The organism is Mycobacterium sp. 852002-51057_SCH5723018 (assembly GCF_001667035.1).
GTDB lineage: Bacteria > Actinomycetota > Actinomycetes > Mycobacteriales > Mycobacteriaceae > Mycobacterium.
Genome location: NZ_LZIR01000108.1, coordinates 69,667 through 87,950 on the forward strand (window position 1 = coordinate 69,667; position 18,284 = coordinate 87,950).

The window sequence follows — 18,284 nt, forward strand, 5'->3', positions numbered from 1 at the left end:
ATTTCGAAGGCGATTTACATCGCCGCGCCCGAGCCGGAGACCGGCAAGTCGACGGTCGCGCTGGGACTGCTGCACCGGCTGACCGCGACGGTCGCCAAGGTGGGCGTGTTCCGGCCCATCGCGCGGGCAGGCGATCGCCAGCGCGGCGAAGCCGGGCGCGGCGGGTCGCCGGATGTGGCAGGCGAGGAGCGCGACTACATCCTGGAGCTGTTGCTCGAGCACACCTCGGCCGGCCTTTCCTACGAGCAGTGCGTCGGGGTGACCTACCAGCAGCTGCACGCCGACGGCGACGCCGCAATCGCCATCATCGTCGACTCTTATCACGCGGTGGCGCAGGCCTGCGACGTGGTGGTGATCGTTGGCAGCGACTACACCGACGTCACCAGGCCCGCCGAGCTTTCGGTCAACGCGCGGATCGCGGCGAACCTGGGCGCGCCGGTGCTGCTGACGGTCAGCGGCAAGGACCGCACCGCCGACGAGGTCGCCAGCGTCGTCGAGGTCTGCCTGGCCGAGCTGACCGCGCAGCACGCCCACACCGCGGCGGTGGTGGCCAACCGCTGCCAGCCGTCCGAGCTGGCAGCGGTCCGAAAGAGTTTGGCGGCGTTGCGGGGCTTCGCCCAACGCAGCTACGTGCTGCCCGAGGAGCCGCTGCTGTCTGCGCCGACGGTTGCCGAACTGGAAAGGGCCGTGGCCGGTTCACCGGTCAGCGGCGAGGCGCCGCTGCGCCAGCGCGAGGTCACCGACATTCTGGTGGCCGGGATGACCGCCGACCACGTGTTGGAACGGCTGCGCGACGGCATGGCCGTCATCACGCCGGGCGACCGGTCCGACGTGGTGCTCGCCGTCGCCAGTGCCCATGCGGCCGAGGGATTTCCGTCGCTGTCGTGCCTCGTCGTCAACGGCGGCTTCGAGCTGCATCCGTCGATCGCGGCCCTGGTATCGGGCCTGCGGCTGCGCCTGCCGATTATCGCCACGGCGCTGGGCACTTATGACACGGCCAGCGCGGCCGCGGCGGCCCGCGGCCGGGTCACGGCCACCTCGCAGCGCAAGATCGACACCGCGCTGGAGCTGATGGACCGCCACGTCGACATCACGGATTTGCTGACCCAGCTTGCTATTTCGGTGCCCACGGTGATCACCCCGCAGATGTTCACCTATCAGCTGCAACTGCGGGCCCGTTCCGATCGCAAGCACATGGTCCTGCCCGAGGGCGGCGACGACCGGATCCTGCGCTCCGCCGGCCGGCTGCTGCAGCGAGGCGTTGCCGACCTGACAATTCTGGGCGACGAGGCCGAAATCCGGCTCCGCTCGGCTGAACTCGGGGTCAACCTGGACGACGCGAAAGTGATCGACGCGGGCACCAGCGAGTTGCGCTACGAGTTCGCCGACCAGTACGCCGAGCTGCGCAAGGCCAGGGGAGTCACCGTCGAGCATGCCCGCGAGATCATGGGCGACGCCACCTATTTCGGCACCATGATGGTCCACAACGGCATGGTCGACGGCATGGTGTCCGGCGCCGTCCACACCACGGCGCACACCGTTCGGCCGGCGTTCGAGATCATCAAGACCGTGCCCGACGTCTCCACCGTGTCCAGCATCTTCTTCATGTGCCTGCCCGACCGGGTGCTGGTGTACGGCGACTGCGCCATCATCCCGAATCCGACGCCGGAGCAGCTCGCCGACATCGCGATCAGCTCGGCCCGCACGGCGGCGCGGTTCGGCGTCGAGCCGCGGGTGGCCATGCTGTCCTACTCGACCGGTGACTCCGGTGCCGGAGCGGAGGTCGACAAGGTCAGGGCGGCAACGGAGTTGGTGCGCAGCCGGGAGCCGCAGTTGCTGGTCGAGGGCCCCATCCAGTACGACGCCGCGATCGAGCCGTCGGTCGCGGCCACCAAGATGCGCGATTCGCCGGTCGCCGGTCGGGCCACGGTGCTGATCTTTCCGGACCTCAATACCGGCAACAACACCTATAAGGCCGTGCAGCGCAGCGCCGGGGCGATCGCGATCGGCCCGGTGCTGCAAGGGTTGCGCAAGCCGGTGAACGACCTGTCCCGCGGCGCCCTCGTCGAAGACATTGTGAACACGGTTGCCATCACCGCGATCCAGGCGCAGGACATTCGTGGCTAACGCAAGCCGCCCGGTGCTGGTGATCAACTCCGGCTCCTCGTCCCTGAAATACCAGTTGGTCGATCCCGACGTCGGCACGGCGCGCGCGACCGGACACATCGAGCGGATCGGCGAGGGATCGTCCACGGTTCCCGACCACGACGCGGCGCTGCGCCGCGCCTTCGACGAGTTGGCCGCCGACGGTATCGACCTGGCGACCTGCGGCCTGGTAGCGGTCGGCCACCGTGTTGTGCACGGCGGCAACGAGTTCTATCGCCCGACCCTGCTGGACGATTCGAGGATCGCCGCTCTGGAGAAGCTCTCGCAGCTGGCGCCCCTGCACAATCCGCCGGCGCTCAAGGGAATCGAGGTGGCGCGCAAGCTGCTGCCCGACGTGCCGCACATCGCGGTGTTCGACACCGCATTCTTCCACGACATGCCGCCGGCGGCGGCCACCTACGCCATCGACCGCGAGTTGGCCGAGCGGTGGCAGATCCGCCGCTATGGGTTTCACGGCACCTCGCACCGCTACGTCAGCGAGAAGGCCGCCGCGTTCCTGGACAGGCCCCGCGGCGGCTTGAAACAGATTGTGCTGCATCTGGGTAACGGTTGCTCGGCCTCGGCGATCGCCGGCACGCGGCCGATCGACACGTCGATGGGCCTGACGCCGCTGGAGGGCCTGGTGATGGGCACCCGCAGCGGCGACATCGACCCCAGCGTCGTCAGCTACCTGTGGCGCACTGCGAAGCTGGGCGTCGACGAGACCGAGTCCATGCTCAACCAGCGGTCGGGGGTGCTGGGCCTGGCCGGCGAACGCGACTTTCGGCGGCTGCGGGAGATGATCGAATCCGGCGACGGCGCAGCGCAATTGGCCTACAGCGTGTTCATTCACCGGTTGCGCAAGTACGTGGGCGCCTACCTGGCCGTGCTGGGCCACACCGACGTCATCAGCTTCACCGCCGGCATCGGCGAAAACGATCCGGCGGTGCGCCGCGACGCGGTGGCCGGCCTCGAGGAGCTCGGCATCGTGCTCGACCAGCGCCGCAACCTCAGCGGCGGCAAAGGCTTGCGGCAGATTTCCGCCGACGACTCGCCGATCGTCGTGCTGGTGGTCCCGACCGACGAGGAACTGGCCATCGCGCGCGACTGCGTGAGCCTGCTGGCCGGCTCATAAGAAGCCGAGGCCGCTGCGGCCCGCCCCGACCGACGGCGCGGGATCCGTCCCGACCGTGCGGGTCAGCAGGTCGTGGTAGACGTCGCGAAAGTCGGTGGTGTGCTTGAGGTCTCCGTTGTCGAGGTCGGTGAGGCTGGGCTCCTCGCCGTAGAAGCCGCCCTTCACCGGCGCGCCCGCGACGAATACGGGGCCCGCGGTGCCGTGGTCGGTGCCCTGAGACGCGTTGGCGCGGACCCGGCGGCCGAACTCCGAATACGCCATCAACACGACGTTGCGCCCGTGGCGATCCCCGGCCATCTGCTGCAGGAACGGGGTCACGGCCTCGTCGAAAGTCTGCAGCAGACGCTGCTGCGTCTGGCGTTCGTCGGCGTGGGTGTCGAAACCGCCCAGTTGCACCGTATAAACGCGCGACGGGACCCCGGCGCGCACCGCGGCGGCCACCACGCCCAGCTGCGCGGCGAGCGAATTATGCTCGGCAGCAGCGGGGTTGACCGACGAGAACGACTTGTTGACGGTCCGCGCGGCGCGGTAGGCCTTGCGCACCGCGGCCATCGCGGGGGTGTCGGTGGGGTCGTCGGCGCCCAGGGCGGCCATGATCGCATCGAGCCCGTCTGCCTGCCCGGCCGCAGCCTTGCCCTTCGAAGGGACCGAAAGCGCCGCCGCGGTGGACTTTTCGCCGACGGCCAGGGGCGGCAAGACCGGTCCGATGTTCACCGCGCGCAGCGGGTCGTCGCCGGTGGCGTCGAGCCAGCGGCCGATCCAACCGGTCGAGACGGGCTCGGCCGGCGACGCCGTCTGCCAGATGTCCATGGACCGGAAGTGGCTGTGGTCCGGTTTGGGATATCCCACGCCGCGCACGATGGCGAGCCGGCGCTGCTCCCACAGTTGCGCCAGACCCTTCAGCGCCGGGTTGAGCCCCAGCCGGTCGTCGAGGTGTATGACGTCGCCGGGGGCGTAGGCGAGCTCCGGCCGCGCGTCGTGATATGCGTTGTCGCCGTGGGGGATCAGGGTGTTGATGCCGTCGTTGCCGCCGTAGAGCGTGACGAGCACCAGTACGCCGGCGCCCTCGGCGAGCGGCCGGTCCTGGGCAGCGCGCATCAGGTCGGGCCAACTGACCGCCACCGCCGTCGACAGCAGGCCGGCCGCGCCGACGCCGGCGCTGGCGATCAGGAACCTGCGGCGATTGATCTCGGGCATAGTTTGTCTCAGGCAATTTCGCTTCAGGACGTCAGGTATTCGGGTGTGTTGACGGCGGTGGCCACCAATTGCGGTGGATTGCGCACCAGGGGCGCCAGCGCGTCGGCGGTCCGGTCCGACCACGCACCCACCCCGATCAGGTAGCCGACCGCGTCGATGCGGTCGTCTGGTGCGGCGCTTTCGACGGCCGACAGGTCGCCCAGCTGCGCCAGCCGGCTCGCGGCGCGCAGCCGGGCCTGAGCGCTGGCGGTGGACAGCCACACCGGGCCGTGGGGCCAGCCGCCGACGTTCGGCGGGTAGAAGGGCCGCTGCCCCAGCGCCTGCAGCGTCGCGTCGGTGATCTTGCGCTGCGCGGGGTTGTCGCTGGGCACCCGCAGGGCGCGCAGCGTGCCGACCAGCCACTCGACCGGGGTGTTGACGACGGCGGCCCGGGCGCCGGTGAATTCGGCGTCCGTGAGGATCGCGCGGGTCAGCGCCCGCAGGTCGCGCCGCGGGCCGTACGCCGCGACCAGCCGGTCGAGCGCCTGCGGGGACGGCGGCTCGTCGGAGGCCAGCTGCTGCCACAACCGTCCCGCCACGTACTGGGCGGACTTGGGTTGGGCCAGCACCGCGTCGCAGAACGCGGCGGCGTCGAAGTTGCGGGTGAGCCCGAACAGCGTCTTGTCGCCTCCGTCATGGCGTTTGGGCACCACCGAGGTTTCGCCGTTGGCGCCGATCACCCAGCCGGTCAGCGCCCGGGCGCCGGCGCGGACGTCGTCTTCGGTGTAGCCGTTGCCGTGGCCCAGCGCGAACAGCTCCATGAATTCACGGGCGAGGTTTTCGTTGGGAGCCTTGGCCGTACTGCTCTGCCCGTCCAGCCAGCGCAACGTCGCGGCGTCGGTCAGCATCGCGTAGGCCAGGGCGCGAAAATCACCCAACGACAGCGTGCGCAGCTTCTGATTTTGCGCGGCCATGTGCGCAGCCACCCGGACCTTGCGCGCGGAGGTGGCAAAGTGGTTGTGCCACAACAGCGTCAGCTTCTCATGGATCGGCTGGCGCACGCTGACCATCCGGCTCAGCCACCAGTCGGACAACACGCTTTGCTGCTCGTTCAGCTGCTGGTTGTACTGCTTGCGGGCCGCCGGCGTGGCGCGCTTGCCGGGGGCGCGCGGCGGCTCGAGGGTGGGCATCGGGGTGACGACCGCACCCGGGTCCGTGTCGGGATTGGTCCCCAGCATCGCGTCGACGCAGCTCGGCCAATCGAGGCGGACGGCAGCGTCGACCTCGGGTCCGGTCACCCCGAAGCCGGCCCGACGCAGCATGCGGGCCGTCGTGATCCACTGCGTGGACTGCCCCGGCATGACATAACTGTGCGGTATGTACCTATGTTTTGCCTGTGGATAGACGAAGTCGCGGATCGCGGCCGATGTGCAATCGTCCGCTCCATGAGAGAACCGTTCATCGGCAGCGAGGCTCTGGCGTGCGGGGCGTTGAGCCGGCATCAACTGCGGACCGGCTACCGCGCGGTGCTTCCGAACGTCTACCTGGCTGGGGACGTCGAGCTTTCGCTTGAGCTTCGCATCTGCGCGGCCTGGCTGTGGTCCAGACGGACGGCGACCATCGTCGGGGCGGCCGCCGCGGCGCTACACGGTGCGAAGTGGATTCCCGACGACGTTCCGGTCGAGCTGAACCACGCGAACACCCGCCCGCCGCGCGGAGTGCTGACGCGGCGCGACGCGTTGGCGGACGGCGAGACGCAGGTCATGGGCGGGCGCATCGTCACCACGCCGGAGCGAACGGCTTTTGACATCGGCCGGCGAGGCGCCGTCCGCTCGGCGGTCGTCCGGCTGGACGCGCTGGCGCGGGCGACGGGTTTCAAGGTCGACGACGTGCTGCGTATCGCGAAGCACCATCCCCACGCGCCCGGCTTGCGGCGCTTGGAGGCCGCGCTCGATCTGGTCGATCCGGGGTCGCAGTCGCCGCGGGAGAGTTACCTGCGCCTGCTTCTCATCGACGCGGGCCTGCCTCGGCCGCAGACCCAGATACCGGTTCTGGGCGCCGACGGCATTCCCGTCGCTTACCTCGACCTCGGCTGGGAAGAGCAGATGGTCGCGGTCGAGTACGACGGTGACCATCACCGGTCGGACCGTCGTCAGTATGTGAAAGACATTCGGCGGCAAGAGATGCTGGAGCGGATGGGGTGGATCGTCGTCCGGGTCGTCGCCGAGGACGGCCCCGGCAACATCCTCCGCCGAGTCCGCGCCGGGCTGGCCAATCGAGTGTGAACTCACGGCTTTGAGTGTGAGCCCACGGCGCAGGTTGTCGGCGTGTCGCCGCCCAGGATTCACACGCAAAGCCCTAAACGCACACGCGACGTCCCGGATTGACACTCGCGCGGCCCTGGCGCGATCGAGTGTGAATTCACGGCTTTGAGTGTGAGCCCACGGCGCAGGTTGTCGGCGTGTCGCCGCCCAGGATTCACACGCAAAGCGCTAAACGCACACGCAAAGCAGGCGCACGCAAAGCAGGCGACAACTAGAACGTGCTCGTCGGCCGCACCCTGTTCGCCATGTCCACCAACGTGTAGCGGTGCCGCTGGGTGGGCGCGACGCGGGCCAGGGCCCGCAGCGACGCCTCCACACCAAGCCGCAGGCCGTGCTCGGTGAAAGGGAAGCCCAGGATGTGATTGGTGCTCGCCTCGTTGTCCTCGAGCCAGTCCATCGCGCCGCCCAGCACCAGCGCGCGGATCTGCAGCACGCGTGGTTCGGTGGGCGGCAGCGCCTCCACGCGGCGGGCCGCGTCGCGGATCTGCGCCTCGGTGATCTCGCTCGTGGACCGGCCGGACATCAGGGTCACCGCGCTGGTCAGCCGCGCGGTGGTGAAATGCCTTGAGGTGGGCGGCACCTCGTCCAGCGTGCGCACCGCGCCCTCTCGATCGCCCTCGGCGGAAAGTGATCGGGCCAGCCCGAAGGCCGCCGAGATCACGCCGTCGTTGGTCTTCCACACGATCTCGTAGAACTTGTGCTCGTCGGTGCTGCCGGCGAGCTCGGCGGTGGCGGCCAGCGCCAGCTTGGGCGCCAGCTCGCCGGGGAAGGTGTCCAGCACCTCGGTGAAATGCTTTGTCGCCGAGTCGTAGTCGCCGGTGAGCAGCTCCGCGACGGCCCGGTACCAGACCAGCCGCCAGCGCCAGCCGACCCGCTCGGCCAGGTCGTCGAGCTTGCGGGTGGCCTTGGCCACGTCGCCCAGATCCAGCAGCGCGCGCACCTCCATCAGCGGCAGCTCGATCGACTCGGATACCTCGATGCCGTCGGCGTCCAGCGAGCCGTGGCGCGCCGCACGCAGCGAGTCCAGCGTCTGCACCGGCTGGGAAAGCACCGTCGCCTGCAGCACGGGCGCGGCCACGTCGGCCGGATCGACCAGCGGCACCGGCAGCGCGGTCACGATTTCGCGGGCGGTCAGTTTCTCCGAATGCACCTGCCCGTCCAAGTACACGTCGGTGTGCGCGACCAGCAGGTCCACCCCGAACGTCGAACGGCTCGGGGAAAAGACCGTCGACAGCCCGGGCCGCGGGATCCCGGTGTCCTTGGCCACCACCTCCCGCAGGACGCCCATCAGCTGGGCGGACATCTCCTCGGCGGAGGAAAACCGGCGCCGCGGGTCCGGGTCGGTGGCGCGGCGCAGCAGCCGGCCGTACGAGTCGTAGCGCGTCAGCATCGGGTCATCGTCGGGCAGCCCGTCGACGTAGCGGCCGTTGCGGGTGCGCAAACTCAACGTGAGCGCCGCCAGCGTGCGCCCGACGGTGTAGATGTCGGTGGCCACCGTCGGGCCGGTCCGCACGATCTCCGGCGCCTGGAAGCCGGGCGTGCCGTAGAGGTAGCCGAACGAGTTGATCCGCGACACCGCGCCCAGGTCGATCAGCTTGAGCTGCTCCTCGGTGAGCATGATGTTCTCCGGCTTCAGGTCGTTGTAGACCAGGCCGATGGAGTGCAGATAGCTGAGCGCGGGCAGGATTTCCAGCAGATAGGCGATGGCCTCGGCGACCGGCAGCTTCTCGGCTTTCCCCTCCTTGATTCGCTGCTTGAGCGATTGCCCGCCGATGTACTCCATCACGATGTAGCCGACGGGATCGCCGTGCCGGTCCGTGTGCTCGACGAAGTTGAAGATCTGCACGATCTGCGGGTGGACCACCTCGGCGAGGAACTGCCGTTCGGCCATCGCCATCGCCTGGGCCTCGGCGTCGCCGGAGTGCACCAGGCCCTTGAGCACCACCGGACGGTCGTTGACGTTGTGGTCGACCGCCAGGTACACCCAGCCCAGGCCGCCGTGCGCGATGCAGCCCTTGACCTCGTACTGGCCGGCGACGGTGTCCCCGGCGTTCAGCTGCGGCAGGAACGAGTAAGGGCTGCCGCACGAGGGACACCAGCCCTCGGAGGCGCCCTTGCCGTCCGCATCCGACCGGCCGACCGGCTTTCCGCAGTTCCAGCAGAAGCGCTTGGACTCCGGCACGACCGGGTTGGTCATCAGCGCCTCGACCGGATCGATGTCGCGGCCCCGGGGGATCTCGACCAGCCCGCCGCCGAGCTGCCGGGTCGCCGGAAGCACCCGGGTGGCCACCGTGACCCGTTCCTGCGGTTCGAAGTCGAAGCCGCCCCCGAGCAGCGGGAAGTCGTCGTCATCGTCGTCGAAATCGGGGCGGAACAGCGCCTGCGTCGCCTGCGGGCGCGCCTCCCCCGGCCCCGGGTCTTCGGGGTCTTTGGTGTCTTTCGCGTCCATAGGCTCGGCCATCAGTCCACGTACCTCGGGGTGGGCGGGGCGGGCGCGGGGCCCAGCACCGTCAGCCACTTGCGGTACAACGTATTCCACGTACCGTCCCGGCGGATTCGTTCAAGCGTGCCGTTGACGAACCGGACCAGCCCGGTGTTGTTCAGGTTGACGCCGATGCCGTAGGGCTGGGTGGCCATGTTCGGTCCGACGATGTGCAGGTAGGGGTCTTCCTCGACCAGCCCGGCCAGGATCGAGTCGTCGGTGCTGACGGCGTCGATCTCCCGCTGCTGCATGGCCACCAGGCAGTCGGCCCAGTTCACCACCGACACGACCACCGGCGGCGGATCGATCTGCTGGATCCGGTGCAGCGACGTGGTGCCGCGGGCCACACAGACGCGCTTGCCGGACAGGTCGGCCACCTTGGCGATCGGCGAGTCGCGCGGGGCCAGGATGCGCTGGTTGGCGTCGAGGTAGACGGTGGAGAAGTTCACCAGCTTGCGCCGCTCGCAGGTGATGGTCATGGTCTTGGCGACGACGTCGACGTCGTTGCGTTGCAGCGCGGTCACCCGCTCGTCGGACGACAGGATCCGGTACTCGACGTGCGACGGGGCGCCGAAGATGTCGCGGGCGATCTCACCGGCGATGTCGACGTCGAAACCGGTGATCTCGCCGGTGATGGGGTCGCGGAAGCTGAACAGGTTGCTGCCGATGTCGAGCCCGACGATCAGCCTGCCGCGGGCGCGGATGTCGGCGACCGCGGCGTCCGCCTCGGCCTTGGTGGGGAAGGGGCGCAGGCTGGCGGTCGCGTTGCAGTCCTGGCTCGGGTTGTCCGGCGGCACCGGGGGCTGCGGCGGCAGCTGCTGCATCCCGACCGGCGTGGGCGGCGGCAGCGTCGGCGCGGTGGCCACCGTCAGCGATTCCTTGTGGCTGCAGCCCGCCAGCACGATCGCCGTCGCGAGCACCCCAAAACAGGAGCCCGCCCGCCGGATCCTGGGCATGCCGGGCAGACGCGCCATTATCGATACTCTTTCAGCCGGGGCCACAGGCCCAGCGCGACCGCGATGGCCGCCCCGAGGCTGAGCACCACGCCGCCGATCTGGGCACCGGACAGCCCCCCGCGCGCGTTGAGGACGTCGTTGCGCAAGTGGGTGCGGCTCTGGTCCATGGCCTTGCCCAACTGGTCTTCGAGCTTGTCGAACGCCGGGGTGGAATCGTCCTCACCGCTGCCCAGGGCCACCTGGGTGGCGGCCCGGTAGTTGCCCACCGAGATGTAGGAGTTGATCCGGTCGTTGGCCTCGCGCCAGCGCAGTAGCAGCTGGTCGGCGCCCTGCAGGTCGGGCTTGTCGACGGCGTCGCTGCGGGCCATGTACTGCTCGAGCTGCGAGTGCATGGAGTCGATGCGCTGGTAGAACGACTGCTTGCGCATCTCCTCGTCGCCGCGGCGGATCAGCGACAGGGTTTCGTCGGCCCGCGCCTGCTGGGCCGTGATGGCGACGTTGGTGACGGTCTTGAGCGACTCGGCGGAGGTGTCCTTGGCACTGCGACTTGCCGCCGTCGAGATGGTTAGCGCGGTTCCGACCCATACCACCATGACGAGGATACCGAGCGCGCCGACCACCAGCCCCGGGTTGATCCGGCGCCTGGTGCGTCGCGCCAGCCAGCGGTGGGAGAACGCGCCGAAGACGACCGTGCTGGCGACGACGAGGATCACCGGCGCCGGGAAGTGGGTGGACGCGGTGGTTTCGCTGTCCACCCGCTGCGACGTCGCCTGATACAGCTGTGCCGCGTCGGGCAGAATCCTCGATTGCATCAGCCCCGACGCCTCCGACAGGTACGACGACCCGACGGGGTTGCCCTCGCGGTTGTTGGTCCGCGCGATTTCGATCAGCCCGGTATAGACGGCCAACTCGGCGTTGATGCGGCCCAGCAATTGCACCAACGGTTCGTCGGTCAGCCCGCTGGATGCTCGCGTCACCGCCACCGCGGCGTCGGTGATGGCCTGCTCGTAGCGCTGCCGGACCGGGCGCGGCTCGGCCTGGGCGATGAACGCGGTGGCCGCCGCGGCGTCGGCCACCGACAGGGTGGTGTAGAGCCGCCCGGCGGCGAACGACAGCGGCTCGGTGTGGTTGAGCACCGTGGTCAGCACCTGTTGGCGGTGGTTGATGGTCGTCGAGGTGGCGAACGCGCTGGAAACGCCAAGCGCGGCAAGGACGATCCCGATGGTCAAGATCAGCCCCGGCGTCGTCGAGATGAACCACCACCGCGGATGGGCCGGTTCGGCCGGGGACCGCGACCCCTTCGGCTCGGTCGACGGGTGGGCCAGCTCAACCGTCACGTCCGATCAGCCTCATCTTTCGGCGTCTGAAAGCGCACGCATTCACAGCAGGTACCTGGATAAGCGAATTCTAAGAGAAGGTTGCGGCGGATGGGGGGAGGCCGACACAATTGCGCTGCATATCCTTGAACTCGTGCACGGCGACGGCGACGGGTGGGTGATATCCGACAACGGCGCCCACTACTGGGGTCGGTACGGCGCCGCCGGGCTGCTGTTGCGTGCCCCGCGGCCCGACGGCACCCCCGCGGTGCTACTGCAACACCGGGCGGTGTGGAGCCACCAGGGCGGCACCTGGGGTTTGCCCGGCGGAGCCCGCGACAGCCACGAAACCGCGGAGGAGACAGCGGTTCGCGAAGCCCACGAAGAAGCGGGCCTGCTGGCCGACCGGGTCGCCCTGCGTGCCGCGGTCGTCACCGCCGAGGTCGCCGGGATCGGCGGGATGCGCTGGACCTACACCACCGTCGTCGCCGACGCCGGCGAGTTGCTGCACACCGTGCCCAACCGGGAAAGCGCCGAAATGCGGTGGGTCGCCGAGGACGAGGTCGCCCACCTGCCGCTGCATCCCGGCTTCGCGGCCAGCTGGCACCGGTTGCGCACCGCCCCCGCGCTGGTGCCGCTGGACCACGGCGACGAACGACGGCAGCGCCTGCCCCGCACCATGGAGATCGAGGCCGGCGTCTTCGTCTGGTGCATGCCCGGCAATCCACTTCAGGCCGACCAGGCGCCGTCGCAGCTCAGCCGCCGGATCAGCTCGCTGCTGCAAGCGCCGACCTGAGCGACTCGGCCGCGGCCCGCGGATCCTCGGCCGCGGTGATTGCCCGCACCACCACGATTCGCCGCGCGCCGGCGGTGAGCACGTCGGGCAGCCGGCCGGCGTCGATGCCGCCGATCGCGAACCACGGCTTGTCGCCGCCCAGTTCGGCCGCCACCCGCACCAGCGCCAGGCCCGGCGCCGGGCGGCCCGGCTTGGTCGGGGTGGGCCAGCAGGGGCCGACGCAGAAGTAGTCAGGCCCAGCCGGCCCCGAAGAACTAGCCGCGGCGGCCTGGTCCCTGTCGTGGCTGGACAAGCCGATCAGCGTGTCCGGCCCGACGATCTCGCGGGCCACGCCCAGCGGCAGGTCGCCCTGGCCCAGGTGCAGCACGTGGGCCCCGGCGGCGCGGGCGATGTCGGCGCGGTCGTTGACCGCGAACAGTGCGCCGTGGCGGCGGGCCGCGTCGGCCAGGATCTCGCACGCGGCCAGCTCGTCGCGCGCCTCGAGCGGGCCGAACCTCTGCTCGCCGGCCGATCCCTTGTCGCGCAGCTGGACGATGTCGACCCCGCCGGCCAGGGCGGCGTCGACGAACTCGGCCAGGTCGCCGCGCTCACGGCGCGCGTCGGTACACAGATACAGCCTCGCCGCGGCCAGCCGCGCCACACCTCGATGCACACCGCGACGCTAGCGCGCTAGCGTAGTAGCCGAGAACACACTCAAAACACGGGAGTCCCGGGCGAGCGGGGCTGAGAGTGGGCGCCACCAGAGCAACTGGACCCGCCCTTACCGTCACACCTGATCCGGATCATGCCGGCGAAGGGAGGCCAACAATGGCGACGGAGCTGTCCGTCATCGGCGGCGGCGTCATCGGGCTGTCGGTGGCCCGCCGGGCGGCGCAGGCGGGGTTGTCCGTGCGGTTGCACCGCACTTCAGAGCCGGGCGCGTCCTGGGTCGCCGGCGGCATGCTGGCGCCGCACAGCGAGGGCTGGCCCGGCGAGGAGCGGTTGCTGCGGCTGGGCCTGGACTCGCTGCGGCTGTGGCGCGAGGGCGGGTTTACCGACGGGTTGCCCCCAGAGGTGATCACCGCCCGCGAGTCGCTGGTGGTGGCCGTCGATCGGGCCGATGTCGCCGACCTGCGCACCGTCGCCGACTGGTTGTCGGAGCAGGGGCATCCGGTGGTGTGGGAGTCGGCCGCCCGCGACGTGGAACCCCTTCTGGCGCAAGGCATCCGGCATGGCTTCCGGGCGCCAACCGAGCTGGCCGTCGACAACCGCGCGGTGCTCGAGGCGTTGAGCGCGGATTGCGAACGCCTGGGGGTCGAATGGGCGGCGCCGGTGCGCGACCTGTCCGGCGTCGAGGCCGACGCGGTGGTGATCGCCAACGGCATTGACGCGCCCGCACTGTGGCCGGGCCTGCCGGTGCGCCCGGTGAAGGGCGAGGTGCTGCGGCTGCGCTGGCGCCGGGGCTGCATGCCGTTGCTGCAGCGGGTGATTCGCGCCCGGGTGCACGGGCGGCAGGTGTACATGGTTCCGCGTGCGGACGGGGTGGTCGTCGGCGCCACCCAGTACGAACACGGACGCGACACCGCCCCGGTCGTGTCCGGGGTGCGTGACCTGCTCGAAGACGCGTGCGCGGTGCTGCCGGCGCTGGGGGAGTACGAGCTGGCCGAGTGCGCGGCCGGGCTGCGCCCAATGACGCCGGACAATCTGCCGCTCGTGCAGCGGCTGGACGCGCGCACGCTGGTCGCCGCCGGCCACGGCAGGTCCGGCTTTCTGCTGGCGCCGTGGACCGCCGAACAGATCGTGTCCGAACTCATCCCGGTGGGAGCGAGAGGCTGATGGTCATGATTGTGACAGTCAACGAAAAACAGGTGGAGGTGGATGAGCAGACCACCGTCGCCGCCCTGCTGGAGTCGTTGGGCTTCCCCGACCGGGGCGTCGCGGTGGCGATGGACTTCGCGGTGCTGCCCCGTTCCGGCTGGGCGACAAGACTTTTCGATGGCGCGCGACTCGAGGTGGTGACGGCGGTGCAAGGTGGCTGAGATGGGTGACCACAAACTGACGATCGGTGATCGCAGCTTCGCGTCGCGGCTGATCATGGGCACCGGCGGAGCGACCAACCTCGCTGTGCTTGCCGAGGCGCTCGTCGCGTCGGGCACCGAGCTGACCACGGTGGCGATGCGCCGGGTCGACGCGGAGGGCGGGACCGGGTTGCTGGAGCTGCTCAACCGGCTGGGCATCACGCCGTTGCCGAACACCGCGGGGTGCCGCAGCTCGGCCGAGGCGGTGCTCACCGCGCAGCTGGCCCGCGAGGCGCTGAACACGAACTGGATCAAGCTCGAGGTGATCGCCGACGAACGCACGCTGTTGCCAGACGGGATCGAATTGGTCCGGGCCGCGGAGCAATTGGTCGACGACGGGTTTGTCGTCCTGCCCTACACCAACGACGACCCGGTGCTGGCCCGCCGGCTGGAAGACACCGGCTGCGCGGCGGTGATGCCACTGGGCTCGCCGATCGGCACCGGGCTGGGCATCACCAACCCGCACAACATCGAGATGATCGTCGCCGGGGCCGGCGTCCCGGTGGTGCTCGACGCCGGCATCGGCACGGCCAGCGACGCCGCGCTGGCGATGGAATTGGGTTGCGACGCCGTGCTGTTGGCCACCGCCGTCACCCGCGCCGCCGACCCGCCGACCATGGCGGCCGCGATGGCCGCCGCCGTCAGCGCCGGCTATCTCGCGCGCCGGGCCGGGCGAGTCCCCAAGCGGTTCTGGGCCCAGGCATCCAGCCCAGCTCCGGCGACGACGCGGGCCGCGTCTCGGCCCGCTGAGGAGCCGGGCAATGAACCTGACTCGATGACTCGATGAGTCGGTATGTCGCGCTGGGCAGTTCGATGGCCGCCGGCCCCGGCATCCGGCCCCGCGCCGCGGGCGCACCGCGGTGGTCGGGTCGATCCGCCCGCAACTACGCACACCTGGTCGCCGAACGGCTGAACCTGGACCTGGTGGATGTCACGTTCTCCGGCGCCACCACCGCGAACGTGCTTGCCGATCGCCAGCACGGCGAGCCGCCGCAGATCGCCGCACTTGACGGCTCCGCGGACGTGGTCACCGTCACCATCGGTGGCAACGACGTCGGCGTCGTTCCGCTGCTGATGGCCGCGGCGCTGCCACACGCCGCCCGGCGGCTGCCGCTGTTGGGCCGGCGCATCTTCGAACTGCTCGACCGCGACGCCCGTGATCGCGCTCTGGCGGACGTGTTCGATTCGCTGTGCGCGGTCGGGGCGGCGCTGCGTCAGCGCGCCCCGCGCGCCCGGATCTTCTTCGTCGACTACCTGACGATCCTGCCGCCGGCGGGCGCGGAGGCCCCGCCGCTTTCGCAACGCGATGCCGACCTGGGCCGCCACGTGGCCGCGACGCTCGAACGGCTCACGGTTGACGCGGCCGCGGCAACCGGCTGCGAGATCGTCGGCGCCGCCGCGGCCAGCCGGCAACACCACGCCTGGTCGGCCGTGCCCTGGACGACCAGGCCGTCACGCTACGGTGTGTCGCTACCGGGCCGGCCCGCCCCGCTGCATCCCAACGCGGCCGGGATGCGCGCGGTGGCGGATCTGGTTGCGGCCCAGCTGTAGAGGCTCAGCCGTTGGTGCGCCACCAGTTGTAGAGGGCGTTGACGTCAGTGTTAGACGCCCGGATGTGGCTCAACACGTTCTTGCTGTCGGTCGTCCAGGTTATTACCGCGGCGTTCTTGTAGGTGCCGCACGCCACCTGGCCCGCCGTCTGGCCGCCTTGGCTCCATGTCGTCGGCGATTTACCGCTGTCGCCGCACGCGACCTGCGCTACGCCGCCGAGGTTGTCGGTGAAGGCACCGGCCAAATCGGTGCTGTTCTTGAAGAGTTCGTACACGCCGGCGGCGGGGCCGTTGGAGTCGGGGCTTTGCCCGCAATCGAGCTCAGCAATGACCGAACCGCTCAACGGAGCCGACTGACAATTGTTGAGGCCATAGCCCTTCGAGAGCACGCCGGCCAGCGTGTTGACGTCTGCCGAGCTGCCGGTGGGGTCTGCGCTCGCCGTGGCGGTACCGACGATGGCGAAACCGCCCGCGAGCGCCGCAGCCGTCGCAACGCGCAGCACATTGGTGAGAGGGGACATCGTGAACTCCTTAATCGGGGATGAGTGCTGTAAAACCAACACATTTCGGGATGCCACTCGCGGGATAGCTTGCGGCTCAGGGGATTAGGTCAACCGTTGGCACGCCACCACTGGTAGAGCGCTGCGACGTCGGTGTTGGATCCGCGGATGTAGCCCAACACGTTTTTGGCGTCGGTGGTCCAGATGATCTCGGCGGCATTCTGATACGTCCCGCACGCCACCTGCCCCGAGTTGGCGTTCGAGCTGCCCTGGTGCCAGGTGGTGGGCGACTGGCCGGCGTCGCCACAAGCGGTCAAGACGTCGTCTTTGATGCTGGCCTTGAAAGAGCCGGCCAGATTGTCGGCGTTGGTGAAGAGGATGTACTTCGCCTGGACGGGGCCGGCGGGGTCGGGGCTTTGTCCGCAGGTGAGCGCGGCCAGCTCGCCGGTGGACAGGTTCTGGGCGGTGCAGTTGTTGAGTCCGTAGCCCTTCGACAGGGAAGCGGCCAGCGTGTTGAGGTCCGCGGAGCTACCGGTATTGGTGGGATCGGCGATCGCCATGGCGGTGCCCGCGACAGTGAAACCTCCTACAAGCGCCGTGGCCGTCGCAGCTCGCAGCGCGTTGCTGAGCGGGTGCATCCTGGCCTCCTAACGGTTGTCGGACCGGCGGTGCGGCTGCGCTGACATTCAGGAGTGTATTTGCTTCGCTCACTCCGAAACAGTGCTTCTGCTAAAAGGGATCGTAGAGCTATGTCCTGTCTATGCAACACTTCCGGTGGAAATTATCTGTTTGGGCATCATTTGCGGCGCATTTGCGCGATGTTGCTGCGATCTGGTCGCGCGCCCGTGTTCCCCGGAAGCCGTTAATACTCAAAGAAGTTCACCGCCATCGGCGGGGACGACGTCGCCGTTCAGCAAGGCGGTTGGCAACGTGACGGTCATGGGCATTTCGACCGCCGCGATCGGTGAAAGCCGCGATTTTTGCTGAGATCGTGCCCTCACTGCGCCGCTCCGGTATGGTAAGCACCGCTTCACGCCAGCTAACTCCCCCAACTGGAGAATCCATGACACAGCCACCGCCTCAGCCCGGTTACCCGCCGCAGCAGCCTGCCGGCCAAGCGCCGAATAACTACTTGGTGTGGTCGATTTTGGCGACGCTGTTCTGCTTCCCCATCACCGGGATCGTCGCCATCGTCAAGGCCGCATCGGTTAATGGATTGTGGGCGCAGGGTTTGTACGCCGAGGCGCAGGCGGCCTCCGCAAGTGCCAGGAAATGGGTGATCTGGTCCGTCATCATCTGGGCCGTCTGGGTTGTCGTAGTCATCATCATTTCGGTGGCGGGTGGTATGAGTGCAGACAACTCGAGCATGGCGATGCTTTCTCCGCTGCTCTAATCGCAGGCCATGCTCGTGGTGACGCATCGAGGGTCGGGGCGGTTTGCTGTTGGCGCGCCGTTATTGGTGGCCGCGTCCGCGAGCTTGGTGTGCGCTGCCGTCTGGGTGGGCGATCCGACCACCCCGGGCGGCCCGCTGCCGGTGTGCCCCACCAAGGCCCTGTTGGGCATCGACTGCCCGGGGTGCGGCAGCGCACGGATGCTGTATTCGCTGATGCACGGCGACCTGGTGGCCGCTGCCAGGTTCAACGCGCTGGGCCTGGTGGCGCTGGTGTTGTTGGTGTGGGCCTACGCGGCGTGGTCCTACGGTCGTGTGACGGGCCGGCGGATCCCGGGCTGGCAGCACGGGCGCTGGTCGGCGATGGTGACGCTTTTGTTGGTGGCGGTTTGGTTTGTGGTGCGCAACATCCCGATCCCGCCATTCAACGCGCTATATGTCTGATCCCCGGCTCCGA

The 18,284-nt window shown here is 69.3% G+C and carries 18 protein-coding genes and 1 riboswitch; of the genes, 10 read left to right on the forward strand and 8 right to left on the reverse strand.

What is annotated here, in order from left to right; genetic code table 11:
- A complete protein-coding gene (pta, locus tag A5764_RS21825; protein ID WP_156664805.1) occupies positions 1-2,127 on the forward strand; it encodes a phosphate acetyltransferase in 2,127 nt (708 codons plus the stop codon).
- Positions 2,120-3,280, forward strand: a complete 1,161-nt coding sequence (locus A5764_RS21830; RefSeq protein ID WP_369807353.1) for an acetate kinase — start codon at positions 2,120-2,122, stop codon at positions 3,278-3,280. The genes pta and A5764_RS21830 overlap by 8 nt, the downstream gene beginning before the upstream one ends.
- Here A5764_RS21830 and A5764_RS21835 read toward each other — a convergent pair.
- Both A5764_RS21835 and A5764_RS21840 read right to left on the reverse strand, forming a co-directional pair.
- The gene (locus A5764_RS21835; protein ID WP_067117058.1) at positions 3,275-4,477 is read right to left on the reverse strand and encodes a DUF1501 domain-containing protein; all 1,203 of its coding nucleotides are present in this window, start codon (positions 4,475-4,477) and stop codon (positions 3,275-3,277) included. The genes A5764_RS21830 and A5764_RS21835 overlap by 6 nt on opposite strands.
- 23 nt (positions 4,478-4,500) lie before the next feature.
- Complete coding sequence (locus A5764_RS21840) at positions 4,501-5,817, reverse strand: DUF1800 domain-containing protein (protein WP_067117060.1); 1,317 nt, start codon at positions 5,815-5,817, stop codon at positions 4,501-4,503.
- An 84-nt stretch (positions 5,818-5,901) separates the two neighbouring features.
- Here A5764_RS21840 and A5764_RS21845 point away from each other — a divergent pair, with 84 nt between their 5' ends.
- A complete protein-coding gene (locus tag A5764_RS21845; RefSeq protein WP_067117063.1) occupies positions 5,902-6,741 on the forward strand; it encodes a DUF559 domain-containing protein in 840 nt (279 codons plus the stop codon).
- A 250-nt stretch (positions 6,742-6,991) separates the two neighbouring features.
- Here A5764_RS21845 and A5764_RS21850 read toward each other — a convergent pair whose 3' ends face one another.
- Genes A5764_RS21850 through glnX form a run of 3 tightly spaced genes read right to left on the reverse strand, consistent with a single transcriptional unit; the run spans position 6,992 to position 11,555 of the window.
- Positions 6,992-9,229: a serine/threonine-protein kinase PknG gene (locus tag A5764_RS21850; RefSeq protein ID WP_231989783.1), complete on the reverse strand. Its 2,238-nt coding sequence runs from the start codon at positions 9,227-9,229 to the stop codon at positions 6,992-6,994.
- 11 nt (positions 9,230-9,240) lie between these two features.
- Positions 9,241-10,218 carry a glutamate ABC transporter substrate-binding protein gene (locus A5764_RS21855; RefSeq protein WP_231989784.1) on the reverse strand — a complete coding sequence of 326 codons (978 nt, stop codon included), beginning with the start codon at positions 10,216-10,218 and terminating at the stop codon, positions 9,241-9,243.
- A gap of 17 nt (positions 10,219-10,235) precedes the next feature.
- Positions 10,236-11,555, reverse strand: coding sequence for a protein kinase G-activating protein GlnX (glnX, locus tag A5764_RS21860; RefSeq protein WP_067117072.1), 1,320 nt, complete (start codon positions 11,553-11,555; stop codon positions 10,236-10,238).
- A 133-nt stretch (positions 11,556-11,688) separates the two neighbouring features.
- Here glnX and A5764_RS21865 point away from each other — a divergent pair, with 133 nt between their 5' ends.
- Positions 11,689-12,330, forward strand: a complete 642-nt coding sequence (locus tag A5764_RS21865; RefSeq protein ID WP_067117075.1) for an NUDIX hydrolase — start codon at positions 11,689-11,691, stop codon at positions 12,328-12,330.
- Here A5764_RS21865 and thiE read toward each other — a convergent pair.
- Complete coding sequence (gene thiE / locus A5764_RS21870) at positions 12,302-12,970, reverse strand: thiamine phosphate synthase (protein WP_369807355.1); 669 nt, start codon at positions 12,968-12,970, stop codon at positions 12,302-12,304. The genes A5764_RS21865 and thiE overlap by 29 nt on opposite strands.
- A 50-nt stretch (positions 12,971-13,020) precedes the next feature.
- Positions 13,021-13,146, forward strand: a riboswitch (TPP riboswitch).
- Here thiE and thiO point away from each other — a divergent pair.
- The 4 genes from thiO to A5764_RS21890 all read left to right on the forward strand — a co-directional run bounded on the left by thiO (position 13,138) and on the right by A5764_RS21890 (position 15,938).
- On the forward strand, positions 13,138-14,145 hold the full coding sequence (thiO, locus tag A5764_RS21875) for a glycine oxidase ThiO (RefSeq protein ID WP_067117082.1): 1,008 nt from the start codon (positions 13,138-13,140) through the stop codon (positions 14,143-14,145). It overlaps the preceding riboswitch by 9 nt.
- A gap of 5 nt (positions 14,146-14,150) precedes the next feature.
- Positions 14,151-14,348 carry a sulfur carrier protein ThiS gene (thiS, locus tag A5764_RS21880; protein WP_067117121.1) on the forward strand — a complete coding sequence of 66 codons (198 nt, stop codon included), beginning with the start codon at positions 14,151-14,153 and terminating at the stop codon, positions 14,346-14,348.
- Position 14,349: 1 nt separating this feature from the next.
- Positions 14,350-15,174, forward strand: coding sequence for a thiazole synthase (locus A5764_RS21885; RefSeq protein WP_067117124.1), 825 nt, complete (start codon positions 14,350-14,352; stop codon positions 15,172-15,174).
- Positions 15,171-15,938, forward strand: a complete 768-nt coding sequence (locus tag A5764_RS21890; RefSeq protein WP_067117085.1) for an SGNH/GDSL hydrolase family protein — start codon at positions 15,171-15,173, stop codon at positions 15,936-15,938. Before A5764_RS21885 ends, A5764_RS21890 begins: the two co-directional genes overlap by 4 nt.
- A 4-nt stretch (positions 15,939-15,942) precedes the next feature.
- Here A5764_RS21890 and A5764_RS21895 read toward each other — a convergent pair whose 3' ends face one another.
- Both A5764_RS21895 and A5764_RS21900 read right to left on the reverse strand, forming a co-directional pair.
- The gene (locus A5764_RS21895) at positions 15,943-16,458 is read right to left on the reverse strand and encodes a serine/threonine protein kinase (RefSeq protein ID WP_067117089.1); all 516 of its coding nucleotides are present in this window, start codon (positions 16,456-16,458) and stop codon (positions 15,943-15,945) included.
- A gap of 89 nt (positions 16,459-16,547) precedes the next feature.
- Entirely contained in the window at positions 16,548-17,075 is a 528-nt protein-coding gene (locus tag A5764_RS21900; RefSeq protein WP_067117091.1) for a serine/threonine protein kinase, read from the reverse strand.
- Between the two features lie 425 nt (positions 17,076-17,500).
- Between A5764_RS21900 and A5764_RS27755 the strand changes: the two genes are divergently transcribed.
- Together A5764_RS27755 and A5764_RS21910 are read left to right on the forward strand one after the other, a co-directional pair.
- Positions 17,501-17,830, forward strand: a complete 330-nt coding sequence (locus A5764_RS27755) for a CD225/dispanin family protein (RefSeq protein WP_082951835.1) — start codon at positions 17,501-17,503, stop codon at positions 17,828-17,830.
- A 9-nt stretch (positions 17,831-17,839) separates the two neighbouring features.
- Positions 17,840-18,271, forward strand: coding sequence for a DUF2752 domain-containing protein (locus A5764_RS21910; RefSeq protein ID WP_156664802.1), 432 nt, complete (start codon positions 17,840-17,842; stop codon positions 18,269-18,271).
- Positions 18,272-18,284 lie beyond the last annotated feature (13 nt).